Source organism: Aequorivita todarodis, assembly GCF_028561335.1.
In the GTDB taxonomy this organism is placed as follows: domain Bacteria; phylum Bacteroidota; class Bacteroidia; order Flavobacteriales; family Flavobacteriaceae; genus Aequorivita; species Aequorivita todarodis.
This window is the reverse complement of sequence record NZ_JAQQTG010000015.1, coordinates 89,604-116,244: the sequence shown is the minus strand read 5'-3', so window position 1 is coordinate 116,244 and position 26,641 is coordinate 89,604. Positions and strand designations below refer to the sequence as shown.

Annotated in this window: 23 protein-coding genes; 17 read left to right on the top strand and 6 right to left on the bottom strand. The window is 42.7% G+C overall.

Annotated elements, in window-relative coordinates:
• Window positions 1–56 precede the first annotated feature (56 nt).
• Window positions 57–1,691: a M1 family metallopeptidase gene (locus tag POV26_RS05655; RefSeq protein WP_272855498.1), complete on the top strand. Its 1,635-nt coding sequence runs from the start codon at window positions 57–59 to the stop codon at window positions 1,689–1,691.
• Between the two features lie 98 nt (window positions 1,692–1,789).
• Here POV26_RS05655 and POV26_RS05650 read toward each other — a convergent pair whose 3' ends face one another.
• Window positions 1,790–2,428, bottom strand: coding sequence for a fasciclin domain-containing protein (locus POV26_RS05650; protein ID WP_272855497.1), 639 nt, complete (start codon window positions 2,426–2,428; stop codon window positions 1,790–1,792).
• A 208-nt stretch (window positions 2,429–2,636) separates the two neighbouring features.
• Here POV26_RS05650 and POV26_RS05645 point away from each other — a divergent pair, with 208 nt between their 5' ends.
• Window positions 2,637–3,014 carry a LysM peptidoglycan-binding domain-containing protein gene (locus POV26_RS05645; RefSeq protein WP_272855496.1) on the top strand — a complete coding sequence of 126 codons (378 nt, stop codon included), beginning with the start codon at window positions 2,637–2,639 and terminating at the stop codon, window positions 3,012–3,014.
• A gap of 74 nt (window positions 3,015–3,088) precedes the next feature.
• Here POV26_RS05645 and POV26_RS05640 read toward each other — a convergent pair whose 3' ends face one another.
• Window positions 3,089–4,552, bottom strand: coding sequence for a MoxR family ATPase (locus tag POV26_RS05640; protein ID WP_272855495.1), 1,464 nt, complete (start codon window positions 4,550–4,552; stop codon window positions 3,089–3,091).
• 107 nt (window positions 4,553–4,659) lie between these two features.
• Window positions 4,660–5,781 (bottom strand): vWA domain-containing protein, encoded by a 1,122-nt coding sequence (locus tag POV26_RS05635; RefSeq protein WP_272855494.1) that lies wholly within the window; start codon window positions 5,779–5,781, stop codon window positions 4,660–4,662.
• A 158-nt stretch (window positions 5,782–5,939) separates the two neighbouring features.
• On the opposite strand from POV26_RS05635, the gene POV26_RS05630 reads away from it, so the two are divergent.
• The gene (locus POV26_RS05630; RefSeq protein WP_272855493.1) at window positions 5,940–7,880 is read left to right on the top strand and encodes a S9 family peptidase; all 1,941 of its coding nucleotides are present in this window, start codon (window positions 5,940–5,942) and stop codon (window positions 7,878–7,880) included.
• 6 nt (window positions 7,881–7,886) lie between these two features.
• On the opposite strand, the gene POV26_RS05625 is transcribed toward POV26_RS05630, so the two are convergent.
• Window positions 7,887–8,852 (bottom strand): App1 family protein, encoded by a 966-nt coding sequence (locus POV26_RS05625; RefSeq protein WP_272855492.1) that lies wholly within the window; start codon window positions 8,850–8,852, stop codon window positions 7,887–7,889.
• Window positions 8,853–8,917: 65 nt separating this feature from the next.
• Between POV26_RS05625 and POV26_RS05620 the strand changes: the two genes are divergently transcribed.
• From POV26_RS05620 to POV26_RS05610, 3 genes are all read left to right on the top strand, one after another.
• Window positions 8,918–9,820 (top strand): diacylglycerol/lipid kinase family protein, encoded by a 903-nt coding sequence (locus tag POV26_RS05620; RefSeq protein ID WP_272855491.1) that lies wholly within the window; start codon window positions 8,918–8,920, stop codon window positions 9,818–9,820.
• Window positions 9,821–9,829: 9 nt separating this feature from the next.
• Window positions 9,830–11,044, top strand: a complete 1,215-nt coding sequence (locus POV26_RS05615; protein ID WP_272855490.1) for a bifunctional alpha/beta hydrolase/OsmC family protein — start codon at window positions 9,830–9,832, stop codon at window positions 11,042–11,044.
• A gap of 197 nt (window positions 11,045–11,241) precedes the next feature.
• Window positions 11,242–11,841, top strand: a complete 600-nt coding sequence (locus POV26_RS05610) for a superoxide dismutase family protein (RefSeq protein ID WP_272855489.1) — start codon at window positions 11,242–11,244, stop codon at window positions 11,839–11,841.
• 73 nt (window positions 11,842–11,914) lie between these two features.
• Here POV26_RS05610 and lpdA read toward each other — a convergent pair whose 3' ends face one another.
• Window positions 11,915–13,318, bottom strand: coding sequence for a dihydrolipoyl dehydrogenase (gene lpdA / locus POV26_RS05605; protein WP_272855488.1), 1,404 nt, complete (start codon window positions 13,316–13,318; stop codon window positions 11,915–11,917).
• 237 nt (window positions 13,319–13,555) lie between these two features.
• Between lpdA and POV26_RS05600 the strand changes: the two genes are divergently transcribed.
• The 8 genes from POV26_RS05600 (at window position 13,556) to POV26_RS05565 (ending at window position 22,410) form a co-directional block, all read left to right on the top strand.
• Window positions 13,556–14,758, top strand: a complete 1,203-nt coding sequence (locus tag POV26_RS05600; RefSeq protein ID WP_272855487.1) for an aminotransferase class I/II-fold pyridoxal phosphate-dependent enzyme — start codon at window positions 13,556–13,558, stop codon at window positions 14,756–14,758.
• An 82-nt stretch (window positions 14,759–14,840) separates the two neighbouring features.
• Window positions 14,841–16,334: a Na+/H+ antiporter NhaC gene (gene nhaC / locus POV26_RS05595; RefSeq protein WP_272855486.1), complete on the top strand. Its 1,494-nt coding sequence runs from the start codon at window positions 14,841–14,843 to the stop codon at window positions 16,332–16,334.
• Window positions 16,335–16,488: 154 nt separating this feature from the next.
• The gene (locus POV26_RS05590) at window positions 16,489–17,124 is read left to right on the top strand and encodes a peroxiredoxin (protein WP_272855485.1); all 636 of its coding nucleotides are present in this window, start codon (window positions 16,489–16,491) and stop codon (window positions 17,122–17,124) included.
• Between the two features lie 3 nt (window positions 17,125–17,127).
• Window positions 17,128–17,442 carry a thioredoxin family protein gene (locus tag POV26_RS05585; protein WP_062621027.1) on the top strand — a complete coding sequence of 105 codons (315 nt, stop codon included), beginning with the start codon at window positions 17,128–17,130 and terminating at the stop codon, window positions 17,440–17,442.
• On the top strand, window positions 17,423–17,671 hold the full coding sequence (locus POV26_RS05580; protein ID WP_272855484.1) for a DUF6952 family protein: 249 nt from the start codon (window positions 17,423–17,425) through the stop codon (window positions 17,669–17,671). The genes POV26_RS05585 and POV26_RS05580 overlap by 20 nt, the downstream gene beginning before the upstream one ends.
• A 183-nt stretch (window positions 17,672–17,854) precedes the next feature.
• Entirely contained in the window at window positions 17,855–21,007 is a 3,153-nt protein-coding gene (locus tag POV26_RS05575) for a sensor histidine kinase (protein WP_272855483.1), read from the top strand.
• Between the two features lie 32 nt (window positions 21,008–21,039).
• Window positions 21,040–21,672, top strand: a complete 633-nt coding sequence (locus POV26_RS05570; RefSeq protein ID WP_272855482.1) for a response regulator — start codon at window positions 21,040–21,042, stop codon at window positions 21,670–21,672.
• A 48-nt stretch (window positions 21,673–21,720) separates the two neighbouring features.
• Complete coding sequence (locus tag POV26_RS05565) at window positions 21,721–22,410, top strand: hypothetical protein (RefSeq protein WP_272855481.1); 690 nt, start codon at window positions 21,721–21,723, stop codon at window positions 22,408–22,410.
• A gap of 42 nt (window positions 22,411–22,452) precedes the next feature.
• Here the strand turns inward: POV26_RS05565 and POV26_RS05560 are convergent, their stop codons facing one another.
• Window positions 22,453–24,018 carry a DUF1565 domain-containing protein gene (locus POV26_RS05560; protein ID WP_272855480.1) on the bottom strand — a complete coding sequence of 522 codons (1,566 nt, stop codon included), beginning with the start codon at window positions 24,016–24,018 and terminating at the stop codon, window positions 22,453–22,455.
• A 178-nt stretch (window positions 24,019–24,196) separates the two neighbouring features.
• Here POV26_RS05560 and tpx point away from each other — a divergent pair, with 178 nt between their 5' ends.
• The 3 genes from tpx (at window position 24,197) to POV26_RS05545 (ending at window position 26,634) form a co-directional block, all read left to right on the top strand.
• A complete protein-coding gene (tpx, locus tag POV26_RS05555; protein WP_272855479.1) occupies window positions 24,197–24,697 on the top strand; it encodes a thiol peroxidase in 501 nt (166 codons plus the stop codon).
• Window positions 24,697–25,056, top strand: a complete 360-nt coding sequence (locus tag POV26_RS05550; protein WP_272855478.1) for a diacylglycerol kinase — start codon at window positions 24,697–24,699, stop codon at window positions 25,054–25,056. Before tpx ends, POV26_RS05550 begins: the two co-directional genes overlap by 1 nt.
• Before the next feature lie 171 nt (window positions 25,057–25,227).
• The gene (locus tag POV26_RS05545) at window positions 25,228–26,634 is read left to right on the top strand and encodes a vWA domain-containing protein (protein ID WP_272855477.1); all 1,407 of its coding nucleotides are present in this window, start codon (window positions 25,228–25,230) and stop codon (window positions 26,632–26,634) included.
• Window positions 26,635–26,641 lie beyond the last annotated feature (7 nt).

Below are 26,641 nucleotides of genomic sequence, written 5' to 3'. Positions count from 1 at the left end.
TGTGATTTGTGATTTGTGTCCCGATAGCTATCGGGATGTGATTTAATAAAATTATTATGCTTAAAAAATTATTATTTATTTCAATCTGTTTTCTATGGGTTACTTCAGTTTTTCCCCAAAAGAAATTCACCCGCGCCGATACACTTATAGGAAGCATCACCCCCGAGCGTGCTTGGTGGGATGTTACCCATTACGATTTAAAGGTAAAGGTGAATCCCTCCGAAAAAACCATTGAGGGCAGCAATACCATTTCCTATAAAGTTTTGGAGCCAAAGGAGGTTATGCAGATTGACCTGCAAGCACCGATGAAGATTGATAAAATACTCCAAGACGGAAAAGAGATTTTTTATACTTCCGAAGGAAATGCCCATTTTTTAAAACTTCAGAAGAAACAGGAAAAAGGAAAGGAAGAGAAAATTACAATTTACTTCTCAGGAAAACCAATCGTAGCAAGACGTCCGCCTTGGGATGGCGGTTTTACTTGGAGCAAGGACAGCAATGGCAAGCATTTTATTGCAACGAGCAACCAAGGAATCGGCTCCAGCGTTTGGTGGCCCTTGAAGGACCATCCTTCCGAAGAGCCCGATAATGGGGTTACCATTTCAGTAACAACGCCAAAGGATTTGATGGACGTTAGCAACGGAAGATTGATTAAAGTAATTGAAACCGATACTACAAAAACCTGGGTATGGCAAGTGGTAAACCCCATAAACGCTTATGGCGTGGACATCAACATTGGCGATTATGTACATTGGGGCGAAAAGTACAAAGGCGAAAAAGGTCCGCTGGATATGGATTATTACGTACTTCGGGAAAATGAGGCGAAGGCAAAGGAACAATTCAAACAGGCTCCGATGATGATGGAAGCTTTTGAGCATTGGTTTGGCCCCTATCCTTTTTACGAAGACGGCTACAAGCTGGTGGAAGCCCCATATTTGGGAATGGAGCACCAAAGCAGCGTAACATACGGCAACAAATTTGAAAATGGCTATTTGGGCCGCGACCTCTCCGGCACGGGTTGGGGCCTGAAGTTCGATTTTATAATCATCCACGAAAGCGGGCACGAATGGTTTGCGAACAGCATTACCAACAAAGATGTGGCCGATATGTGGATCCACGAAGGATTTACCAATTATTCCGAAAATCTTTACTTGGACTATTACTACGGAAAAAAGGCTTCTTCGGAATACGTTATTGGTACCCGAAAAAAGATTATGAACCAAAGTCCAATTATTGGGCAGTATAATGTTGACAATTCGGGAAGCGGCGATATGTATTACAAAGGCGGAAATATGCTCCACAACATTCGGCAACTCATTGACGATGACGAAAAATGGCGAAATATCCTTCGCGGTTTAAATAAGGAATTTTATCATCAAACCGTAACTACGAAACAGATTGAAGATTTTATCAGTAAAAAAAGCGGAATAGACCTTACTGAATTTTTTAACCAATATCTACGGACCACCATGGTTCCAAAAATTGAATATTCAATTGATGGAAAAAGTTTAAAATTTCGTTATTCAGATATCGTAAAAAACTTTGATATGCCGGTAATAGCAGTCGTTAACGGAAAAGAAGAATGGATCTACCCTACTGCAGAATGGAAAACCAAGAAATTTTCATCGGCCATTAAAACAATGGAAATAAAAAGGGATTTCTATGTGAATTCTGAGCAAATCAACAAATAACATTTATTGAAGATTTGAAAAAACTTAAATATCTCGGGACAAAATTCTACATAAAAAAAACCCCAATTAAGGGGTTTTTGCTTTTCACTTACTTGTGATTAAATTTTTGTTGTAGGCATCAAAACCTTGTCAACAGTATATACAACACCGTTTGAGGCGTCCATTTGGTCGGAGGTCACCGAAGCATTATTGCCCTTAGCATCTTTTACCATCACTTTGCCATTTTTTTCGGAAAGGGTAATATTTTCACCGTCCATAGTGGTTACTTCAAACTTGTTATTGGCTTCCTTGATTTTGGCCATCAGGTCCGCAGAAGTCCATTTTCCGGAAACAACGTGGTATTTAAGCAATTCCTGAAGTTTGGCTTTGTTTTCCGGTTTCATCAATTCGTCCAATTTACCTTTTGGCAAGTTGGCGAAAGCATCATTTGTAGGTGCAAAAACGGTATATTCCCCTTCGCCTTTCAGTGTCTGCGCCATATCGGCAGCCTGAAGGGCACTTACCAAGGTTGACAAATCTGCATTGCCCATTGCTTTAGCAGCAATTGAATTGGCCTCCATTTCGGCCATTTTTGCTTGGTTGTCCGCCTCAACTTTCATCAAGGAATCCTTTTCGCGCTCCATGCGCATCTGTTCAGCTTGGGCCTGAGCCTCAGCTTCTTTCTTTTTTGAGTCTTCACAGCTTGCAAAAAGCATTGTTACTACTGCAAGAGACATTACGATTGTTCTTAGTTTCATAATAGTTTTTGTTGATTTAAAGTTTCCACCAAAGATATTTCAAGCGCAGTGAACTTTTTCACAATTGAAATTAATCTTTAGTTAAACTTTTTGTAAATTTTTAAGAAGAATAACAATTAAATGGACATATTATTAAAATTTTGCCAATGGGGAAAATGAACGCTATAAAATTGTATCTTTAAGAATTAATTTTAAAATTTTTTACAAAATGATCAAATCAAAATACCAAAGCGTCTTGGATTTAGGTGAAAAGCTAAACATCCAAAACGGGGATGTAAAAGAAGAAAACGGCCAACTCAAAGTCTGGGGCACAGCCAAAAACCAGTATGAAAAAAATCTTCTTTGGGACGAAATAAAACGCGTGGGCGGCGAAAACCCAACCGATATTATGGCCGACATTAAAGTTGCCGACACTTCGGCCTATGCCCACCACACCGTAAAGAGTGGAGAATCGTTGAGCAAAATTGCAAAGCACTACTACGGCGATGCCAATAAGTACAATGCCATTTACGAAGCGAACAAAGGCAAGTTGAAATCTGCAGACCTGATCCATCCGGGCGATGAATTGGTGATTCCAAATATTTAATACTCGCTTAAAAACGTAAAAACCGCCACTCCTTTAAAGAATGGCGGTTTTTTTTACGATGAAACTTTCCAAATTTAAAGTCCGCTGATATAACTTCCGTACAAATCCTTGAAGTGCAAACCATTGCCTAAACTGAATCTGCTCAGTTTTTTATTTTCGGCCAATGCCCACAGAATTACTTCCTTTAAAAAGTAGCTGTCCTGTTTTGGGGTTTCGGGCTGGTATTTTTCTATCAATTGTTGCAACGGAATGATTCGGTCCAGCTCATTCTTATATTCCTCATCGGAATAGGAATCGAGCAATTCAAAATCATTCTCCTCAAAAAACCAGGCAACTATTTCGGCGTACGGATCTGGGTCACTTTCTTTCGTTAACTTTTCTATCTTCGGAAATTTCTCCTTAAAAATAGTATTCACGGCATCCGCAATCAATTGCTGCGCAACCTGTGAAACGCCTTCCTGCTCCCCCTCGTACACCAGTTCAATCTTGCCGGTTATGGAAGGAATGATGCCGACAAAATCGCCCAAGCGCACACTTGTTTTTTCCTCGCCATTTCGCAAGGCCCTTCTTTCCGCCGTGCTCAATAGATTTTCAAAAGCGGTAATACTCAAACGGGCGCTCACGCCACTTTTGGCATCGATAAAATGATTTTCTCGCGCCTCAAAACTTATCTGTTCCAAAATGTCCTTTGCCAAATCGGGCACATAAACGTTTTCTTTTGCTTTGACGGCCTCTGCCGTTTCCTGTTCCGTTATCGTTCGAGCCGTTTCGATATCCTCGGGATAGTGGGTCAAAATTTGGGAGCCAATTCTATCCTTCAATGGGGTAACAATGCTCCCACGGTTTGTATAATCCTCGGGGTTTGCTGTGAAAACAAACTGAATATCCAACGGCAATCGCACGGCAAAGCCACGAATCTGAACATCGCCTTCCTGCAAAATATTGAAAAGTGCCACCTGAATTCGCGGCTGCAAGTCGGGCAATTCGTTGATTACAAAAATACAACGGTTGCTTCGAGGAATCATCCCAAAATGAATCACGCGGTCGTCAGCATAGGTCAATTTTAGGTTTGCGGCTTTTATAGGGTCCACATCGCCTATGATATCTGCCACGGTAACATCGGGCGTCGCAAGTTTTTCTGAAAAGCGGTCGTTCCGGTGCAACCAACCGATTGGGGTATCATCACCTTTTTCGTGCATCAGGTTCTTCGCATAACGCGAAATAGGGTTGAAAGGGTCGTCATTTATTTCGCTGCCTTCCACAATTGGGATGTATTCGTCCAAAAGCCCGACCATTTGCCGTGCCAATCGGGTTTTTGCCTGCCCGCGAAGCCCCAACAGGTTTATGTTGTGTTTGGAAAGAATGGCGCGTTCCAGTTCTGGGATTACGGTAAGCTCATATCCGTGGATTCCGACGAACGGCGTTTCTTTCTTCATGATTTTTTGAAGCAAATTCCTTCGCAATTCTTCTTTGATTGATTTTGGTTCGTAACCCGCTTTTTTGAGTTCGCCAAATGTTTTGATTTTTTCTATTTCCATAATTTTTTAACTGTATTTTTTAACCACAGAGGGCACAATGTTTTTCACAAAGGTCACAAAAGATATTTCCATTGAAACTCGATTGCTCACGATAAATCGCGAGCCTACTATTTTATCCGCTTTCTGCGATTCGTTTCATAATCGCTAAAAATCATTTCCCCCAAACCTTTTAATCCCGTGTAAAATGCCTTGCCCTTATTGGCTGCCGTAAATTCCTCCACAAACTGCATTAAATACGGGTCTTCAGCAATCATAAAAGTGGTAATCGGGATATGGAGTTTTCTTGCCTGTGAGGCCATTGCGTAGCATTTGTTTACAATATAACTGTCCAGACCGTTGCTGTTTTTATAATACCTGCCGTCGGGAAGCCGCACGCAGCTTGGTTTTCCGTCGGTTATCATAAAAATCTGTTTATTGGTGTTCCGTTTTCTTCGCAATAAATCCATCGCCAACTCCAGCCCAGCCACGGTGTTGGTATGATAGGGACCAACATTTAAATACGGCAAATCCTTGATTTTAATGGGCCAAGCGTCATTTCCGAAGACCAAAATATCCAAGGTATCTTTTGGGTAGCGCGTGGTTATAAATTCGGAAAGCGCCATTGCCACTTTTTTTGCGGGCGTAATTCTATCTTCGCCATAAAGAATCATACTGTGGCTGATATCAATCATCAAAACCGTGCTCATTTGGGTTTTGTACATGGTTTCCTCAACCACCAAATCGTTTTCGGAAAGGGTGAAATCGCCCAAACCGTGATTTATCTGCGCATTTTTGAAACTTTCCGTCATCGAGATTTGTTCCAAGGAATCGCCAAAACGATAATCCCGAAACTCGCCAGCCTGCTCATCTCCCCTGCCCGTTTGCTTGGTTCGATGGTTTCCTGCGCCGCTTTTTCGGAGCTTTCCGAAGATTTGTTCCAACGCTCGTTTCCGAAGTGCCCTCTCGGTTTTTTCGGTGATTGCCAAACCGTTTGAACCGTCAACCTTTATTTCTTCCCGTAGATATCCCTTCTTCTTCAGGTCTTCCACGAAATCATCCAAGGTATAATCTTCGGTGGTGAGGTTATATTCCTCATCCAATTGTTTTAACCAGTCCATCGCCTCGTCGAAATCGCCCGAAGTGTGGGTTATCAATTCCTGAAAAACGTCGAAAAGTTTCTCAAATGGCGATTGGTCTTTGGGAGTGTGTTTCGTGAAGATAAATCCGCTCTTGGCTTCTCTTTTGTTCATATTCTAAAATTATAACAATCCTTGTTTATAAAAAAAGCCGAAACGTTAAACTACTACCAAAAAATTAGGCCTTTCAAAGCATACAAATAGTGCTTACAAAGCAAAAATGATTAGTTTTGTTTTGAAAATCAACAGTATAACCTGCAAATCACATCTTTATGAAAAATTTCAGTTTAATTTTTTCGGCGCTCCTGCTCCTTGTTGCGTGCAAAAACAACCAAAACGAGGAGCCAAAAGACGTTGCCGAGGTAAAAACTTATTCCATAGAGCAATTTATGGGTAATGAAAACGCTTTTGCAAATGGTTTTTCACCGGATAAATCCAAAGTCTTGATAACCAGCAATCGTTCCGGGGTATTCAATATGTATTCTGTACCTACGGAAGGCGGCGATTTTATGCCGATTACCCAATCGGATAGCGCTTCGGTGTACGGTATTTCCTATTTTCCGAATGATGACAGGATTCTCTTCCGAATGGACGGCAACGGTGATGAAATTTTTAAAATCTTCGTGAAGGATAGCAGTGGCATTCAAAGACTCACGCCCGAGCAAAACGTTAGGGCGCTCTTTCAGGGTTGGGCCAAGGATGGCAAAAGCTTTTACTACAATAGCAACGAGCGCAACCCACAAATGATGGACGTTTATGAAATGGACATTGCCACCTTTAAACCCAAACTTCTTCTTAAAAATGACGATGCCATGGATTTCGGCGGAATTTCAGCGGATAAAAATTACATGTTGCTCTCCAAAGCTGTAAATACCAACGATAGTGATTTATTTCTGCTGAATCTTAAAACAAATCAAAAGACCAAGATTAACGAAACATTGAGCAAAAATTCACCCCAGGATTTTTCACCCGATGGAAAGTCGTTTTACTACACCACCGACGCCGACGGGGAATTCAGTTATCTGATGAAATACAACATTGAAGACGGCAGCAAGGAAAAGGTTTTGGAAAAGGATTGGGATATTATCGCCTTCTACTTTACCCACAACGGAAAGTATCAGGTTATGTTTACCAACGAAGACGCCAAAACAGAGATGTATGTTACCGAAGTGGCGACGGGCAAAGAATTAAATTTCCCCGAAATTGATGGGCAGGCGATAAGTGCCGCAAGTTTTTCAAGGGATGAAACTATGGCATTGTTAACGGTTGGCAGCTCGCAACTTCCCACAAATACGTATTCATATAACATTGAAACTGGAAAATACCACAAGCTTACCAATGTTTTGAACAAGGAGATAAATCCGGATGATTTGGTAAAGGCTGAAGTAGTTCGTTTCAAATCTTTTGACGGTTTGGAAATCCCGGCAGTTTATTATCAACCCAAACAAGCGAGTGCCAACAATAAAGTGCCGGCATTGGTTTGGGTGCACGGCGGACCGGGAGGACAATCCAGGCAAAGTTTCAGCTCCCTGATCCAATATTTGGTAAACCACGGGTATGCAATCTTGGCAGTAAACAACCGCGGAAGCAGTGGCTATGGGAAAACTTTTTTCCAAATGGACGATCAAAACCACGGCGATAAGGATTTAAAAGATTGCATTGCCGGGAAAGATTGGTTGGCAAGCCAAGATGTTATCGACAAAGACAAAATTGGAATTATTGGAGGTTCCTATGGTGGTTATATGACGATGGCAGCCCTCACCTATGCGCCGGATGAATTTCAGGTGGGCGTTAATATTTTTGGCGTAACAAACTGGATACGAACCCTAAAGAGCATTCCGCCCTGGTGGGCATCGTTCAAGGATGCGCTCTATACCGAAATGGGCGACCCGAATACGGCAGATTCCGTGCGGTTGAAGCAAATTTCGCCCTTGTTCCATACCGAAAACGTCACCAAACCTTTAATGGTACTTCAAGGTGCACAGGATCCGCGGGTGCTGAAAATTGAATCGGATGAAATCGTGGAAGGTGTTAAAAAGAACGGTGTGCCCGTGGAATACGTGGTTTTTGAAGATGAAGGCCACGGCTTTGTAAAAAAGGAAAACGAAATAGAAGCCTACGGAAGGATTCTTAAATTTTTGGACCATTATTTAAAAGGTGAAACGCAAACTCCCATGGATACCGGCAAAACGGAAGCAACCGAAGTTAAATAATAAAACTTAAATAATTCCGATGTTTTCGGAATGCGCAATGGCCTTTTCGCTGTTGGCAAAATAGCAAGTGGAGACGCCCATGGATTCAATATTTTTTAGAATTTCTTGGGTGTTCTCCTTTTTTCGTTTTGAAGTCTGCCGAATGTAAATCGCCTTTATATTTTGGGGAAATATCTTTACAATCCGTTCATATAGATAAGGGTCCTTCTGCGAATCATCGCCCAGAAGCACATATTCCAGTTTGGGATAAAACATGATTATATCCTTTATTTTTTCAAACTTGTGGTCGTGACTGCCCCTTCCAGTGAAAAGAAAATCAGAGATTCCCGTTTTTATCTTTTTAAGTTTTATCACGGCTTTCGGCAATTTATGGAGCCGTGCAAAGGAGTCGATAAATTCATAAAGGTTCCACTCGCTGCTGGAGACATAGAAGAAGGAATTGGAAGCCGTTTCGTTCTCCTGTCCCGCCTTGCTCAAGGCTTGGTAGTGCGGTACGACATCCTCAAAAACCTTTCGTTTGTTGATATTTTTAAAAAGAAGGATATACAGTTTTTTGAAAAAATTTCCGCTGTGCGAAACCAAAAAAGTATCGTCAATGTCTGAAATTACGCCCACCTTGCTTTCAAAAGGCTTCAATAATTCAGAATTTTCTACGATGCCGTAGTCATAAAGTTCACAACTAACCTGAAACGGATGCCAGCCACTCTCCAACTTTTCGGAATACGGAATGGTAAATCGAAAGTATCCATCAGCCAATGTTTTGGTAGAGACCTCCATATTCTTAAATTTCAATTTCACCGGAACGTTTTCCAAAGGTTTTATGCGGAACATATGGATTACGGACACCGCATGCCGGATTCCCTTTCGGTCCAATCTGTATTTATCGGGCGCCCAGGATTTAAAGACGTGGCCGAAGACAACCAATTCTTCATCGTTTACATAGCCGCGGTACAGTTTTAAATCAAGTTTCACTAATTGAGATTTCGTTAACGGTTTAGCATTTCCAAAATAGGTATTTTTAAATTCAATTTTTACTAATGAAATCAGAAAATTATATTTTATTGGTCGTAAACCCCATAGCCGGAAGTTCCGAAAAGAAAACCATTATAGACGCCGTAAAGATTGAAGCCATTAAACAAGGCTACCAATTCAAACTCTACCAAACCACAGGGAAAGAGGACGAAAAGGCAATAAAATCAATTATCGAAGATTTAAAACCCGCGCGGGTTATAGTCGCTGGTGGCGATGGCACGATTTCATTGGTTGCGCAGTGTGTTTTTGAAACGGAAATTATTCTCGGAATAATTCCCGCGGGCTCGGCAAATGGAATGGCCGTAAACTTTGGCCTTCCCGAGACTCTCGAAGAGCAGATAATCATCGCCTTTTCCGATTGCTACATGAAAATTGACGTGCTTTTTATAAACAGCCAAATATGCCTTCACATCGCCGATTTGGGCATCAATGCCGAACTGGTTAAAAATTACGAAACCTCTGGCGTGCGGGGCAAACTCGGCTATTTCCTGCAATCTATCCCTACGCTTATAAATTCAGATTCCCCATTTCACTTTACCATTAAAACTGGAGACGAAATAGTCGAAGTTTCGGGTATTTTGCTGGCTATTGCCAATGCCAATAAATTTGGAACTGGCGCCACCATCAACCCGCGCGGCAAGGTAAACGACGGCAAGTTTGAGGTCTTGGTTTTTAAGAATTTGGATTTTATTGAAATTTTTAAAACGATGCACGACCAACCCGATATGTCTTCAGACTTCGTGCAAATAATTTCTACCGAAAAGGCAAGCATCAAGTCCCGCAAAAAAATTCCCTTCCAGATTGACGGCGAATATATGGGCGAAGTAAACGAAGTAAACGTTTCTGTGGCACAAGAAAAGTTATTGATGGCTTTGCCTGAAAAATTCTGTAAATTACACTCCACCTAAAACCAAACCATGAACATCCACAAAGTTTCCTTTACAAACAAAGACGAAGAACAACTGGCAGGCCGATTGGAGCTTCCCATAAACCAACAACCGCACAATTTTGTGATTTTTGCGCATTGCTTTACGTGTACCAAAAATTTGACCGCCGTTAAAAACGTGGGGCGAGCCCTTACCGATTCGGGTTTTGGGGTGTTAAGGTTTGATTTTACAGGTTTGGGCGAAAGCGAGGGCGATTTTGAAAATACCAATTTCTCCGGAAATGTGGAAGATTTAATTGAGGCAGCAAATTTCCTAAAGAAAAAATACAAAGCCCCCACCCTTATTATCGGCCATTCCCTTGGGGGCGCAGCAGCAATCTTTGCCGCAGCCAGAATTCCGTCGATAAAGGCGGTGGCCGTTATCAATTCGCCCAGCCATCCCTCGCACGTGATGCACCTATTAAAGGATAGTGCGCACGAAATTACCAAAAGCGGAAAGGCAAAAGTAAATTTGGGCGGCATTGATTTTACCATTAAAAAACAGTTTTTGGACGACCTCGAAAATAAGCCCTTGCGTGAAGTTGTGGGCAATTTCAAAAAAGCACTGTTGATTTTGCATTCTCCGCAAGACCGGGTGGTTGGAATAAAAAATGCCGAAGAAATCTATATCGCCGCGCATCATCCCAAGAGTTTTGTATCGTTGGACGGCGCCGACCATTTATTGAGCAAAAAAGAGGACTCACATTATGTGGGGGAAGTGATTGCAGGTTGGGCTTCGCGATATGTAGAAATTCCACCAGTTGAAAAAATTCAAAGTAAAAGCAAGGTTGCCGCAAGTTTAGATGGAGATAAAATGTTTACCACGCACTTAAAATTGGGCGACCATTATTTTATTGCGGACGAGCCAACCTCTTTTGGCGGAAACAACTTTGGACCTTCCCCTTATGAATTTCTTTCCGCGGGCCTCGCCGCCTGTACCGTGATGACCATACAAATGTATGCGCGAAGAAAGAAATGGGAAGTTGAAAATGTTACTTGCCACATCAACTATTCGAAAGACCACGCGGTGGATTGTGAGCATTGCGAGGAAGATTCGGCCAAAATAGACACCTTTACCCGTGAAATAAAGTTGGAAGGAAATCTTTCCGAAGAACAAAAAGCAAAGCTGCTCGAAATTGCCGATAAATGCCCCGTGCATAGAACATTGCATTCCAAAACACAGATAATCACGAAGCTTATTGAATAGCTGTTGGCAATTAATGGTTAATAAAATATTCGGCTGATTGATGTGTAATTATTTCTGAATACCGACTACCAACTAAAGAAAACCGACTAAAACAAATGCTAAGATTTTTTTAAAATGTTGTCTGCTGCAAATTGAAATCTTACCTTTAATAATCTTAAAATTTAACCAACAAACATTAACTATTAAAAATTTTCAAAATGAAAAAATTAGGAATATTGATTGCAGCCCTTGCCATTACAGCATTTGTAGGCTGTAAAAATGAAAAAAAGGACATGGACAATATGGACGGAATGAATGATTCCATCCAAATGGATTCCATAGATCAAAATGCTATGAAAGAAGCCCCCAAAACGGTTTCTGTTATGATGGAGCCAAAAAGCGGAAGCACCGCCGAAGGTGAAGTTTACTTCACGGAAGAAGACGGAATTGTGAAAATGGAGGCCAAATTCTCTGGTTTAAAACCTGGCACGCACGCCATACATATCCACGAAAAAGCAGATTGTAGTGCCGAAGATGGAACCTCTTCCGGCGGCCACTGGAATCCAACCCACACCAAACACGGAAAATGGGGCGATGCCGAAGGATACCACAAAGGCGACATAGGCAATTTTGAAGTAGCCGACGACGGTACTGGTAAAATTTCTATGCAAACCGACGAATGGTGCATCGGCTGCGGTGATGAAAACAAAGATATTGTTGGCAAAGCAGTAATCGTACACGAAGGGGTGGACGATTTCGTTACCCAACCCACTGGCAATGCTGGTGGCAGAATAAGTTGCGGTGGAATTATTAAATAATTCCCTGATCGTATTTTATACAAAAAATGTCGGCAGATTTTGCCGACATTTTTTATTGAAATAAACTGAACTATTAGATATGCAACGCTCTATCATCCGTGGCGGCAAGGGCGGCTTCTTTTACTGCCTCGGCATAGGTTGGGTGGGCGTGGCTCATTCTGGCAATATCCTCGGCGCTTGCACGGAATTCCATGGCGGTAACGGCTTCTGCGATTAAATCGGCGACACGCGCGCCCACCATATGCACTCCAAGCACCTCATCGGTTTTTTTATCGGAAAGAATTTTTACAAAACCATCGGTATCGCCACTTGCACGGCTTCTTCCTAAAGCGCGCATCGGGAACTGGCCGCTTTTATACTCAATCTTCGCATCTTTAAGCTGCTCTTCGGTTTTCCCAACGGAAGCAACTTCCGGCCAGGTGTAAACCACGCCGGGAATTAAATTGTAATCAATATGTGGCTTCTGCCCCGCAATAATTTCAGCGACCAAAACTCCTTCTTCCGAAGCCTTGTGTGCCAACATTGCCCCGCGAACCACATCGCCAATGGCGTAAATGTTCTTAATATTTGTTTGCAGGTGGTCGTTAACATCAATCATTCCGCGTTCGGTAATTTTTACCCCAGCGTTTTCAGCCTTCAAACCTTCCGTATAAGGCTTTCTTCCAACGGAAACCAAGCAATAATCGCCTTTGAAAGTTACTTCCTTATCGTTTTTATCGGTAGCCGTAACGGTTACCTCTTTTCCTTTCTTTGAAACTGCGGAAACTTTATGCGAAACGTAAAATTTCACACCTTGTTTCTTCATCACCTTCATCAATTCCTTGCTTTGGGCGGAATCCATAGTTGGGATAATACGGTCCATATATTCAACCACGGAAACCTCAGAACCCAGACGATTATACACTTGGCCCAATTCCAATCCAATTACCCCGCCGCCAATAACTACGAGATGTTTGGGAACTTCCTTCAAGCTTAAAGCTTCTGTGGAAGTTAAAATTCGGTCTTTATCCAACTTTATAAAAGGAAGGGATGCAGGCTTACTTCCCGTAGCGATAATAGTATTTGTAGCTTCAATGGTTTCAGTTTTCTCACCGTTCGTGATTTCAATATGGGTTGCATCCTTAAACGCGCCCATTCCGGTGAAAACATCAATTTTGTTTTTATCCATCAAAAACGCAATTCCCTTTGTGGTTTGGTCCACCACCGCAGCCTTGCGCTCAATCATTTTTTTGAAATTCAACTTTATGTCGCCCGGAATTTCAATTCCGTGATCCTCAAAATGCTTCAGGGCATCCTCGTAATGATGTGAAGAATCCAACAAAGCCTTGCTGGGAATACAACCCACGTTTAGACAAGTTCCGCCCAAAACATCGTATTTTTCAATGATTGCGGTTTTCATTCCCAACTGGGCGCAACGGATAGCCGCCACATAACCGCCGGGCCCCGAACCTATTACTGCTACATCATATTTGCTCATAAAGTGTGTTTTTTAATGAAGTGGCAAAGGTACGATAACTGGAGAATAGTTTAAAAGTTTAGGAGTTTAAAAGTTTAAGGTTTTAAGGTTTTGGAGCATGGCTCTTAGTCTGCGTCTTTTCTGACAAAGAGCGACTCGGAATGATAGAAACTGTTTCAGCATTTGGAATTTGGGATTTAATATTTGACCACTCCTTTAAATTTTCGCAAATTTGCCGTACAACCTAAAACAATTATCATGGCTTTTAAACCAGCAGACAAAATTCAGGATTTACAATACTTTGGTGAATTTGGGGGCGTTAATCCTTCCATTTCAGATTCTTCCACCTATACCTTCCTTTCCGCAAAAACGATGTTCGATACTTTTGAAGGCAACGCCGAAGGATGTTATTTGTATTCACGCCACTCCACGCCTTCCAATCTCTATTTGGGGCAGGCTTTGGCCGCAATGGAAGGCACCGAGACCGCAAACGTTGCCGCGAGCGGAATGGGCGCAATTACTCCAGCAATTCTTCAGCTTTGCAAAGCGGGAGACCACATAGTTTCCAGCCGAACCATTTACGGGGGAACCTATGCTTTCTTAAAAAACTTTGCCCCACAGTTAAATATTGAAACCTCTTTTGTTGATATTACAAAATTGGATGAAGTTGAAAATTCAATTACTGAAAACACAAAAATTATTTATTGTGAAACCGTGAGCAATCCACTTTTGGAAATAGCCGATATTGGGGCCCTTTCCAAAATTGCGAAAAAGCACGGCCTGCAATTGATGGTTGACAATACTTTTTCGCCATTGAGCATTTCTCCTGCAAAGTTGGGCGCCGATGTGGTTTTGCACAGCTTGACAAAATTCATCAACGGAAGCAGCGACACCATGGGCGGCGTAACCTGCGGCACTCAGGAATTTATTGATAGTCTCCGAAACGTGAACGATGGCGCAAATATGCTGCTTGGCCCCGCAATGGACAGTCTGCGGGCGGCTTCTATTCTGAAAAATTTACGAACGCTTCACATTCGAATAAAACAGCACAGTGAGAATGCCTTGTATTTAGCTGAAAAATTTGAGGCCGATGGTTTAAAAACAGTTTATCCAGGATTGAAATCGCATACGGGCCACGAGCTTTTCAAAAAAATGATGAACGAGGAATACGGCTTTGGCGGAATGTTGACCATTGACGTAGGCGGAATTGATAAAGCCAACGAATTGATGGAATTGATGCAGGAACGCAATTTAGGGTACTTGGCCGTGAGTCTTGGTTTTTACAAAACCCTTTTCAGTGCGCCGGGTTCTTCAACTTCCTCTGAAATTCCCGAAGAGGAACAAAAGGAAATGGGACTTAGCGATGGGCTGATACGTTTCAGTATAGGTCTGGACAACGATATTGCCCGCACTTATAAGATGATGCGGGAATGTATGGTGCAAGTTGGAATCAACATGTAGGCGCGCGATTAATCGCGCGCCTACGATATTTGTTTAATAATATACAAAATCGTAACATTACAATCCATTTTAAAATTTCTTCATGCAGAGCCAAGACATCAAACCCACCGACCCAAAGGAAGAACAGATAGTTGAAAACGTAGAACTGAATATTTGGGAGGCACTGATTCCTGTTTTTGTACTTATTGGGATGCTTTTTTACAATGTTTTCTATGCCTATGGCGATGATGCACTGAGTGGAAGCAACCAATTCATTCTCTTAATGGGCGGGGCCGTGGCGGCAATAGTGGGCTTCTTCAACAAGGTGAAATTTGACCAAATGCTGGAGGAAGTGGCGATCAACATAAAATCGACCGCAGGAGCTATTTTAATTTTATTGATGGTTGGGGCTTTGGCGGGAACTTGGCTTATTAGCGGCATTATACCAACGATGATCTATTACGGTCTTCAGATTTTAAACCCGACCATATTTTTGGCCTCCTGTGTAATTATCTGTGCCATTATTTCGGTAGCAACGGGCAGCAGTTGGACTACCTCGGCTACCGTAGGTATAGCTTTAATTGGGATTGCAGACGCATTAAACATTCCATTGGGAATGACCGCTGGGGCAATACTTTCGGGAGCGTACTTTGGTGATAAAATTTCACCTTTGAGCGACACCACCAACCTGGCTCCTGCCATGGCAGGTACAGATTTGTTCACCCACATTAGATATATGCTCTATACCACCATTCCTACTTTAATTGTAACGCTCCTGGTATTTATAATTATTGGGCTAAACATAGACACCTCGGGAACAGCGGATACACATTTAATCTTGGCAGCGGTAAATGAATCTATTAACGTAAGTCCTTGGCTGTTTATAGTTCCGCTTATTGTAATATTTCTTATTATAAAAAAAACCGCTCCTCTTATAGCCTTATTGATTGGAACACTACTGGGGGCCCTTGCGGCTTTAATTTTTCAACCGGATATTGTAGCCAATATTGGTGGCGGAACCTACTTGACCTTTGAAAACGGATATAAGGGAATCATGAACGCAATTACCGTTGACACCGCGATCCCAACAGAAAACGAGGCCTTAAAGGATCTTTTCTCTGCCGGTGGAATGTCCGGGATGCTGAATACCATTTGGTTAATACTTTGTGCAATGACTTTTGGCGGAATCATGGATGCCATTGGGGCATTGGCCGCCATCAGCAAGGCTTTGCTAAAATTGTTCCACACCACCTTCGGTCTGTTTGCCAGCACCGTGGTAAGCTGTCTGGCATTGAACGTTACGGCCAGCGATCAATATCTCGCCATTGTAATTCCGGGAAAAATGTACGCCAAAGCCTTTAGAGACAAAGGGTTGGCGCCCGAAAACCTATCACGGACTTTGGAGGATTCGGGAACAGTAACTTCTGTTCTGGTACCCTGGAACACCTGCGGTGCCTATCACAGCGGAGTGCTGGGCGTAGATACCCTCCATTATGCCGGCTATGCCGTTTTCAACTGGCTCAGCCCATTTATGACGCTTCTTTTTGCTGCTTTTCGAATCAAGATTAGAGAGTTGGCTTCGCCCGTAAAAGCATAATTCTTCTTCGATAATTTTTATTTATTGTTAAAAATTTAACCTATTGCAAAAATCTATCGGTTTATAGATTAATCCATTCGGGAACTTTCCTTTATCCATAAGGAGTTTCTATCTTTGCCACAGAAAATAATCAATAACAATAAATAATAAAATTATGTCATTAGTAGGAAAAAAATTCCCAAACATTTCAGTAGATGCAATGAACGAAATGGGGGATACTTTTAAACTTAATGTGCTTGAAGAAGCAAAGAAAAACAACAAAAAAGTATTGCTTTTCTGGTATCCAAAAGATTTCACTTTTGTATGCCCAACCGAAATCCACTCTTTTCAGGAAGCACTTTCAAAATTTGCAGACCGTAACACTATGGTTATCGGTGCCTCTTGCGATACTCCCGAAGTACACTTCGCGTGGTTGAACACGCCAAAGGACAACGGTGGAATTGAAGGTGTAACCTACCCGCTGCTTGCAGATACAAACCGCAACCTTTCGAACGCCCTTGGAATCCTTGATATTACCAATGAGCGTTATGACGAGGAAACCGGCTTATTGATGGTTGACGGTGACAACGTAACCTATCGCGCAACTTATTTGATTGACGAAGAAGGAAAAATTTTCCACGAAAGTGTGAACGATATGCCTTTGGGAAGAAATGTAAACGAGTTCATTAGATTGGTAGATGCTTACACCCACGTACAGCAAAAAGGGGAGGTTTGCCCAGCAAACTGGGAAGAAGGAAAAGAAGCAATGATCGCCAACCGTGAAGGTGTTGCCACTTATTTAAGAAACTAAATTATGGTACTCGAACTAAAAGACGATAGCCTACAACAACTTGTAGCGGAAGAGAAGGACGTAATCGTCCAGTTTTCGGCGGGCTGGTGCGGCAATTGCAGATTGATGAAGCCGAAATTTAAAAAATTGGCTTCGGAAACTGAAGATTACAAATTCGTTTTGGTTGACGCCGAAAAATTCCCGGAAAGTAGAAAAATGGCGAATGTGGACAATCTGCCAACCTTCGCAAGTTTTAAAAACGGCGAATTGGTAAACCAGGTACAGACCAACAAGTTTGAACTCTTAAAAGATCTTGTAGATGAAGTTGCCCGTAATTAGACATATTCAGCGAAACAATTCCACGGCACAGATAGAAAATTGTATCGAAGTTTTGGAATCGTATAGCGAATACAGCCGGATAACCGATGAAGAGATGGACATCATTGGCGAACTTATCACCAATCTTTGCGGAGCGGTGGAAGTCCACAAAATGATTGAGGACGGCATCCCGGAGCGCGATGCGGCAAATGCATTTGCACAGAAAGTATTGGGCTCCATAGACCGATAAATTTTTAGATTAATGTTGGGAAAATCCCTTTGCAACTTATTGCAGAGGGATTTTTTTTTGCCCCATCCTGGTCTCACGTGTTGTAACAACAGATTTAGAGTTTAAAACAATCGTATCTTGTTTACGCTTAAATACTTCATTCACGGATAATTTCGTAACTTTCAGAGGCTAACCATTTTATGAATGAAAATTTTTCTGTTTCAATTATTATTGTTTTTAGGCTTCACGAGCGTTCTTTTGGCGCAAAACCATTTTTCATTTCAACATTACGGGGTGGAGCAAGGATTGTCGGGCTCAAACATTACCGCATTGTTCCAGGACAGCAATGGCTATTTATGGATTGGGACGGCAAATGGCCTGAACAGGGGAAACGGAAGCAGTTTCAAGGTTTTTAATGTTTCAGCGGACAGCACCAATACCCTTCCAAATCATAAAATAAGAAGCGTCTTCGAGGATAAGAACAAAATGATTTGGGTCGGCACTTCCGCTGGGCTTTCAAAATACGATCCCCAAACAGAAAAATTCACAAACTTTACCAAAGTCGGGGATTGTAAAAATTGCCTGGCGGGAAGAATAATAAAGGTAATCCGTGAGGAGGGCGACTATCTCTGGCTGGGCACCAATGCGGGGCTTTCAAAAATTAACACGAAAACGCACCAAATCACTTCTTGGTGGCATAAAAAGGATACGGAAAACATTCCCCAGATTTATTCCATTATCGATATGCTTCCCCTAAAAAACGGTTCATTGCTTCTTGCCACCGACGAAGGTTTGATTGAATTTGACCCAAGGAAAAATGTTTTCAAACAAATCACGATTCCGATAAACCTGCGTGAAAAGGGCCTGGGGACATTGTTTCAGGATGCCTTGGGAACAATCTGGATCGGGACGGATTATGATGGCGTTATCCAAATGACCGGCGACATTCGCAATCCTGCTTTTCAGCATTTACCCCAACTTGTCGATTCCGAGGAAGGAAAAACCACGGTTTATGATTTTGAGGAAGACCAGTTAAACAGACTTTGGATAGCCAGTTATTTCGGCGTGGCTGTTTTTGACCAAAAAAATAATACAATCAACTATTACAGAAGTGAAACGGACAACCCGGCGTCCATTTCACAAAACGCAATAAAAAAACTATACCGCGACGCGCAAAACAGAATATGGCTCGGCTCTCCCGCGGGTTTGGATGTGTATGACCCCTACCTGAACCAATTCGAAATACTGAAACACAACAACGCCGACCCACAAAGTATTTCCAGCAACAATGCCTTCAGTATTTTGGAGGACTCCCAGGGTTATCTCTGGTTCGGCTTTATGGACAGCGGCATTACCGTGCTTTGGAAAGATGAAAATGGCGAGGAAAAATACCATCACATAAAACAAGGGAATGGCGACAACCACTTGCGGAGCAGCGCCATCTATTCTTTGGAAGAAGACAAAAAGGGAAACATTTGGGCCAGCAGTCCCGGGGGGCTTCATATAATCAGTTGGCCCGACAGAAACAATTTTGAATATACCATTTCAACAGTGCCCGAAGGCTCCATTGCGGAAAACAAACTTCCCGAAAAACGGATTTATGAAATTGTAAACGATGCGGGGAACAAAACCTGGCTGGCAACCCACGGAGCAGGAATAATTGCCTTTGATGGCGACGGAAAGGCACGACAGTTTCGGTATAAAGACCAAAACCCGGAAACCTCCTCAAAAGATTATGTAGTTACCTTGGCCATTGACCCACAGCAACGGATATGGGCGGGAAATTTCAATTTGGGCGGCGTTATTATTGAAAACCCCGCCACGGAAACCTCCTTTAAAAGAATAAAGGGCGATGCCCCATTTTTAATGAAAGTGGTGAACGATTACCATTTCAGCGGAAATGAGGCATTGCTCGCCACCGAAGCCGGGGTCTTCCATTTCCCGAATGTCGAGGAATTGCTCACTTCCGAAAATCCAGAACATTATAAATATACCGTTGAAAATGGGCTTTCCAGCAATTTCACTTCAGAAATAATAAAAACGAAGGAAAACGAATACTGGATTAGCACCGGAAACGGCATTTCCAAACTAAACACTTCCGAAAAAAAGGCCACTTCCTATAAAAAAATATTGAATGCCAAAAATTTTGAGTTCAATCACAATGCCGCGCAACTTACCAAGGACAGCATCATCTATTTTGGCGGCACCAAAGGCATCGTGCGTTTTAAACCGAAGGAAATATATACCAATCCATTTCCGCCGAAAGTGTCATTTTCAGACTTTCGGATTTTGAACGTGCCCGTGCCCATTTCCGATAAAAAGTTAGAAACAACTTCCATCCCCAAGGATATTCCCTATGTCCAAAAAGTTACCCTGAAAGCTTCGGACAAAATTATTTCCTTCACCATAAACGCCGTTAATTTTACCCTTCCCGAGGAAATGCGCTACGCCCACAAAATGGAAGGTTTTGACGATGCCTGGATTGAATCGGAAAACCCCGTGATTACCCGTTCCAATTTAGACCCCGGTACCTATACCCTACTGGCAAAGGCTGCCAACAACGACGGCCTGTGGAGCGAAACGGCCCGGCTCGTGCTAAAAATGCCCTCTCCGTGGTATTTAAGCTGGTGGGCATACCTGCTCTACGGTTTTTTGGCCATTGGCAGTGTCTATTTATTTTTGAAATTTCGCCTGCAGCAGGAACGGCAACTTGAACTGGCACGGACGCAGGAACGCGATATCTTCAGAAAGCGCAGCTCCCGCGATTTTCACGACGAAGCGGGCACGCAGATTACCCGCATTGCGCTCATTACCGAACTCGCCAAAATGAATTCTGAAAAAAACCCTGAAATGCTGGAATACCTCAATCAAATTGATACCAACCTGCAAGAGCTGAACAGCGGGATGCACGATTTTATTTGGGCGCTGGACCCAACCAAGGACAATGTTTTTGATACGTTGAACCGATTTGTGGAATTTGCCGGAAAATTCTGTGAATATGCAAAAGTTCAATTCAAGGCTGAACATATTTCGGAAAACCTCAAAAAGAAAGTGCTGAACATGTCCGAAAGAAGACACCTGCTTCTTCTTTTAAAGGAAGCCATAAACAATAGCATAAAACACGCGAACCCTTCGGAAATCAGTTTTAAAGTGAATTCAAAACCCGGTAGGTTACAGCTCATACTCAAGGACAACGGAAAGGGTTTTGACAATGAAACAACCAAGCGAGGCAACGGGCTGTTAAATATGAAGGAACGCGCAGAGGCCCTGGGCGGACTTTTAAAAATAAAATCTGAAACCAACGGCGGCACCAAACTTACGCTCCTTCTGGAAACTACCCGCTTGGGTAATGGATAAAACAATATAAACACCTATCTTTCTGAAAGCCAATGAATGCCCAGAAAACCATACGAATATGCATAGTGGAGGACGATGCCCTTATCCTGAAATCACTTCAGCAAATGTTGAACAGTACTGAGGGTTTTAAGGTAAGTGGCGCCTTTCTTTCTGCCGAGACGGCTTTGGAGGGTTTTTCGGAACTCCTCCCCGATGTATTATTGCTGGACATAGACCTGCCCGGAATAAGTGGGATCGAGGCCATTGGAGCATTTAAAAAACTGCAGCCCGACTTGAACATCGTGATGCTTACCGTACACGAGGAATCTGAGCTCGTTTTTTCGGCATTGCGACAGGGAGCTGTAGGCTATTTGCTAAAAGGCAACCATTCAAAATTTTTGCTCAACGGCATTCGCGAAGTCTTTGAAGGCGGCGCGCCTATGAGTCCTTCCATTGCCCGATTGGTCATCGCCTCGTTTAAGCCTTCCAAAGAAAATATTTTAAGTGAAAGAGAGCTGGAAGTGCTTCAAAAATTGAGCAATGGCACCAATAACAGGCAAATTGCCGATGAGCTGTTCGTATCAACGAACACCATTAAGGCCCATATAAAAAACATCTATAAAAAATTGCACGTCAATTCCCGGGCAGAAGCCGTTACAAAAGGCTTTAAAAAAGGGCTTTTCTGAATTTTTCAGTGAGGGAACAACGCTTTTCAAATCCTAAAAACAACACCAATGAAACATTCAATCTTAATAGCAATTTTCTTCATTGCAAATCAAATGGGCTTTACCCAAAATTTCACGGGCAGTTTTGAGCTTAAAATTTCCCAGGAAAGCAGCAGCGGAAACAAGCATAGTGATTCAGTTTCCTACTTTTTTGGGAAAGACAAGACCGCAATAATAATTCACGCCGGAGGCAATCAGCCAGACCTGCGATTGGTTTTTAGTCCCGCCGATTCCACGATTACAGGGCTTTTTGAAATGAACGGTAAAAAAGGCGGATATATCTTACCAATGAACAATAAATATTGGCCAACAATGAAATATGCCTCAGGGGAAAAAGATGTTTTGTCCAATTCAGAAGTAAATTATACCGAGAACAGAAAGGAAATAAACGGATATAGTACCCAAGAAATTTTTTGTGGCAACGAAGAAATAGATGCAACCTTTTGGGTAGCAAAGGAAATTGAACTGAGCCTTACACAGGTAATGGCCTATCAATTTGTGGGTGCTGGAAAGGACGGCGAGGAGATTGAAACCTTAGCCAATTGTGGCATCAAAGGGCTTGCGCTTTATACTACCCTTTTCGATAAAAAAAGAAACGGCAGCATTATTCTTCAAATAGAAAATCTTTCCAAAAAAATAGATGCCGAAGTTTTCAATACCGAGGGACACGAACTTAGTGATATGCGAAAATCAAAATAACGAGGAAGAGCACGGTTGGAACTAAATAGTTAAAACCTTGAATTATTTATACAAACAATTGCTCACGTTCACATTGCCCCCCACATCCAATCCGGATTTAAATTCAACCGTACCGGCAGGCAAACTTGATATGGGATAGCCTTTAAACCTAAGCCCCGTAACAAGCACGGAGCTTCCGCCTTCCATTTTTAGGGCGTGTGGCAAAACTGAAACCTCAACGCTTGCATTGCCCAATACCACACCATTTTTTGGATGCACCATCGTTAGCTGCGGCGAAATAAAATAGCTGCCATCGGTTTGCTGGACGGCTTGGGTATAAGCCAAAACTTCGCCGTTTACGAGCAATGCCGGAACCGAATTTTGGTACGGGTTTGAATAATCGGTAACCGCAGCTATCATATTGGGATGCAGCTTTGCTTCAGATGCCTTATAAATATCCTGCCCAAAATGCTGCCATGTAATGTGGTTTGAAATTTTTTCGGAACCCACAAAAATAGCCTGATGGGCATGTTCCGCCTTTATGGTAAGTGGCGGTAAACCCGAAGCGCCCCACTGCACCGTTGCGGACTGATTATAGGTACCGTCCCTGATAATAATGGTCGCCTTTTTGCCGCTTTTACGTTTTCCGTGAGCAACATCCAAGGCTTTTTGAAGTGTTGCAAATGGGGCTGTTTTGGCTCCCGAATTAGCATCGTTACCCTGGGTGGCGACCCAAATGTTTTCTGAATTGTCATCATCATTACCGTCATTACCGTCGTCATTGGGATTTTCTGAAACACCTCCGCCCAAGTCAATTCCATCCAGAATGGGGTCGTCCTCGGCAATGTAATCTGCTTCGCCACAAAAACAGAGCTCGTCAATAAATATTTCGCTACCATCGGTACTAGGGTATTTTTGGGCCAATTCCATAGCGCTCATTCCATATGGCGGCGTTACGGGAAAACCGCTGTTTACCATTTGCAATTGTACGGTTGCCTTTGCCACTTTTCGGCCCGGTAAAATACGCAGCGGAATTCTGAACGGTGTCCAGTCGCCTGTACTTTTTGAAATTACGGAAGCCGTTTCCCCGGGCATTACGCCACCGGCAAAAGCTTTGTTGTCCGTAAAAAGTATAGGCCAAATCCACAGTTTATCACCTTCCTTTAGGTTTGCCTTGTAATACCCGCACAGGGCCCCGGGAGCTTTTGCCACAGGGAAGCTCATATTTTCGCGCATAAAGATTTCGTTCTCTGCCAAGGTAGCGCCTTCACAATCGCCCTGACAGGTAAACAAGGAGCCGCTGAAGGAACTCTTCCGAAGTTGTTCTTTAATGGAGGGAGGCAATTTTGCAAACTCTTCGGGTTTTTCCTTTTTGAGCATCTCAAGCACCGAAGCATTCTTTATGCGCACGCCAAAGCCAAATTTTCCAGGCGTTTTGAACACATTCCGCATATCAAAACCCACATTGGGCGTGCCGTATGTATCGCCCATATTTGTGGTAAGCCAGTTTACCGGATCGTCATTTGCAGACCATTCCTGAAAATTTCCATTGGGAATCTCAATACAATCGGTTTGGGCAATGGCGGGCACAATAAATAAAAATGCCAAAATGTAGAATAACCTTTTCATAATCTGATGTTTAAACAAGTAGTTAGTGTTTCAAATGTATTTTAAAGCCAAGCCCCAATCAATTACCCTTTTGGGTAGTTTTCGTTTTATTTCTGAAAAAACCCAACCTTTATGACCGCTTTTGCAAACTAACTTAAAATGAATGCTTATTTTTAGGGAAACAAATATTTTAGAAACTATGGCACAAATAAAACTTGGAGAAAATACCGTGGAAACCGTGGGAACACTTCCAAAAATTGGCGACACCGCCCCAGATTTTAATCTTACGGCGCAGGATTTAGGCTCAAAAAAGCTTTCCGATTATAAAGGATCGCGAGTAATCATGAACATTTTTCCCAGTATCGATACGGGAGTTTGCGCCACATCGGCGCGAAAATTCAACGAAGAAGCTTCAAAACTCAACAATACCAAAATCCTTTGTGTTTCAAAAGACCTGCCCTTTGCGCAAAAACGATTTTGCGCCGCCGAAGGGATAAAAAACTTGGAAATGCTTTCTGATTTCCGCGACGGCAACTTCGGAAAAAGCTACGGGGTGGAAATGACCAGCGGAGCCCTACGGGGGCTACATTCGCGCGCCGTCGTGGTTCTGGACGAAAACGCAAAAGTAATCCACAGCCAGCAGGTACCGAGCATTGGCGAAGAACCCGATTACTCCGCCGCAATAAGTTCACTACGCTAATGTGGAATTCATATATAGGAAAGCGCCTAAAAGGATGCGGGTACGCATTCAAGGGCGCTTTGCTCTTGTTGCGGCACGAGGCGAGCATACAGGTACAGGCGGTAATCGGCATCATTATGACCTTTGCGGGATTTTACTTTGAAATCTCCGCCACGGAATGGATGCTGCAAATATTCGCCATCGGGCTGGTAATGAGCATTGAGGGCCTAAATACCGCAGCCGAGGAAATTGCCGATTTTGTCCACCCCGATTTTCACAACAAAATAGGTTTTATAAAGGATGTGGCTGCGGGAGCGGTCTTTTTCGCTGCACTTACCGCAGTGAGTATCGGGTGCATTATTTATATTCCGAAGTTTTAAAAATGTCTTTCATTTTAGCTCCGATCAATTTCTGCCAATTAACGTTTAGCTGCTAACATTTATCAGCTCCCCAAAACCACCCAAACGGGTAATTGAAATCCCTTCCATTTGGCCGTAAGTTTATTTCCAAATAAATTTTAACTAATTTTAGTATAGCCAAATTACTTGATTATGAAACAATTACCCATCACTTTGTGTGCGCTGCTTTTATCTTTCCAGAGCATTGCGCAAACCAAGCAAGCTCCAGAAGTCCCTTCACCTATTATCTTTATTTATGATGCCAGCGGCTCCATGTGGGGCCAAATCCAGGGCAAGACGAAGATGGAAATTGCATCCACGGTACTTTCAAATTCGATAAACGATTTTGCCGAAAACCAAAAGATAGGCCTCGTGGCTTACGGGCATCGAAAAAAAGGGGACTGTCGCGATGTGGAAACCTTGCTTCCCATTTCCAATACGTCAAAAAGCCAAGTGGCCGCAGCGGTAAAAGCCATAAAACCTCTCGGAATGACGCCCCTCGCCTATTCCGCTTCCACGGTTATTGACCAACTCCGGAAAAGCAAGGAAAAAGCGACCATCGTCTTGATTACCGATGGAATAGAATCCTGCGATGGACACATCTGTAAGGTCGTGGCCGATGCAAAAAAAGAAGGAATCGATTTTAAGCTGCACATCGTTGGCTTCGGTTTAAAAGCGGGAGAAACAAAACAATTGGAATGTGCCGCAAAAGCCGGCGATGGCAACTATTACGATGCCGCCGATGCCAGTGGCTTAAGCGAGGCAATGACCGAAGTAGCCTCACAGACCGTTGACAAACCTAAAGGAAACCTCGGGGTTTTCGTACTAAAAGACGGAAAACCCTTGGATGCGGATGTGCAAGCCTATATAGCAGGAACCAAGAATAAAGCCGAGCGCGGACGCACATACACAGATACTACCTATTTATACCTTCCACAGGCTACTTATGACTTGGAAGTTTGGCAGCACAGCCAAAATGCTATTTCCCCTGTCCTTGTTAAAAACGTGCAGACCTTCAATGACAAAACGGTCTATAAAACGATATCGCTGGACGGAGCCAAATTGCATATTGCCATTTCAAACAACGGCGTGCTTTGGGACAGCAATATTTCAGTAAAAACTACCGAAGGAAAAAATGTAATCGGCAGCAGAACCTACGGAGAGGAAAAGGAATTACAGGTAGATGCGGGTGTCTATAACATTGAAGTTAATGCGCGGACCATTCACGGTTTGGAAGCAACGCACCTTCTGAAAAATGTAACCTTAGGCAATGGCGAAGTAACCAAAGTAGCGCACGATTTTAAATCTGGCGTGGCCATAATTGGCGGAACCTATAAAAATGAACCTTTTGACGTTGGAATTAAAATAACGGACCCTGCGGGAAATACAGTTTACGGCGGAAGGACCTACAAACAAAACAAGGAAATAATATTAATCCCGGGCACTTATAAGGTTACCTTGGTAGAGCACGGCGTATATAACAGTTCTGCAAAAAGCGCCCAATTTACAATAGAAATAAAGCAAGGTGAAACCGTTACGGAAGTAAAAGAAGTGAAATGAGGCGGCA

Excerpts from the sequence above, each read along its gene's own strand:
- POV26_RS05560 (WP_272855480.1), bottom strand. The coding sequence starts at position 24,018 with ATGAAAAGGTTATTCTACATTTTGGCATTTTTATTTATTGTGCCCGCC.
- POV26_RS05655 (WP_272855498.1), top strand. The coding sequence starts at position 57 with ATGCTTAAAAAATTATTATTTATTTCAATCTGTTTTCTATGGGTTACT.
- POV26_RS05545 (WP_272855477.1), top strand. The coding sequence starts at position 25,228 with ATGAAACAATTACCCATCACTTTGTGTGCGCTGCTTTTATCTTTCCAG.
- POV26_RS05585 (WP_062621027.1), top strand. The coding sequence starts at position 17,128 with ATGGTACTCGAACTAAAAGACGATAGCCTACAACAACTTGTAGCGGAA.
- POV26_RS05650 (WP_272855497.1), bottom strand. The coding sequence starts at position 2,428 with ATGAAACTAAGAACAATCGTAATGTCTCTTGCAGTAGTAACAATGCTT.
- lpdA (WP_272855488.1), bottom strand. The coding sequence starts at position 13,318 with ATGAGCAAATATGATGTAGCAGTAATAGGTTCGGGGCCCGGCGGTTAT.
- POV26_RS05640 (WP_272855495.1), bottom strand. The coding sequence starts at position 4,552 with ATGGAAATAGAAAAAATCAAAACATTTGGCGAACTCAAAAAAGCGGGT.
- POV26_RS05565 (WP_272855481.1), top strand. The coding sequence starts at position 21,721 with ATGAAACATTCAATCTTAATAGCAATTTTCTTCATTGCAAATCAAATG.
- POV26_RS05645 (WP_272855496.1), top strand. The coding sequence starts at position 2,637 with ATGATCAAATCAAAATACCAAAGCGTCTTGGATTTAGGTGAAAAGCTA.
- POV26_RS05590 (WP_272855485.1), top strand. The coding sequence starts at position 16,489 with ATGTCATTAGTAGGAAAAAAATTCCCAAACATTTCAGTAGATGCAATG.
- tpx (WP_272855479.1), top strand. The coding sequence starts at position 24,197 with ATGGCACAAATAAAACTTGGAGAAAATACCGTGGAAACCGTGGGAACA.
- nhaC (WP_272855486.1), top strand. The coding sequence starts at position 14,841 with ATGCAGAGCCAAGACATCAAACCCACCGACCCAAAGGAAGAACAGATA.
- POV26_RS05630 (WP_272855493.1), top strand. The coding sequence starts at position 5,940 with ATGAAAAATTTCAGTTTAATTTTTTCGGCGCTCCTGCTCCTTGTTGCG.
- POV26_RS05575 (WP_272855483.1), top strand. The coding sequence starts at position 17,855 with ATGAAAATTTTTCTGTTTCAATTATTATTGTTTTTAGGCTTCACGAGC.
- POV26_RS05600 (WP_272855487.1), top strand. The coding sequence starts at position 13,556 with ATGGCTTTTAAACCAGCAGACAAAATTCAGGATTTACAATACTTTGGT.
- POV26_RS05615 (WP_272855490.1), top strand. The coding sequence starts at position 9,830 with ATGAACATCCACAAAGTTTCCTTTACAAACAAAGACGAAGAACAACTG.
- POV26_RS05580 (WP_272855484.1), top strand. The coding sequence starts at position 17,423 with ATGAAGTTGCCCGTAATTAGACATATTCAGCGAAACAATTCCACGGCA.
- POV26_RS05635 (WP_272855494.1), bottom strand. The coding sequence starts at position 5,781 with ATGAACAAAAGAGAAGCCAAGAGCGGATTTATCTTCACGAAACACACT.
- POV26_RS05610 (WP_272855489.1), top strand. The coding sequence starts at position 11,242 with ATGAAAAAATTAGGAATATTGATTGCAGCCCTTGCCATTACAGCATTT.
- POV26_RS05620 (WP_272855491.1), top strand. The coding sequence starts at position 8,918 with ATGAAATCAGAAAATTATATTTTATTGGTCGTAAACCCCATAGCCGGA.
- POV26_RS05550 (WP_272855478.1), top strand. The coding sequence starts at position 24,697 with ATGTGGAATTCATATATAGGAAAGCGCCTAAAAGGATGCGGGTACGCA.
- POV26_RS05570 (WP_272855482.1), top strand. The coding sequence starts at position 21,040 with ATGAATGCCCAGAAAACCATACGAATATGCATAGTGGAGGACGATGCC.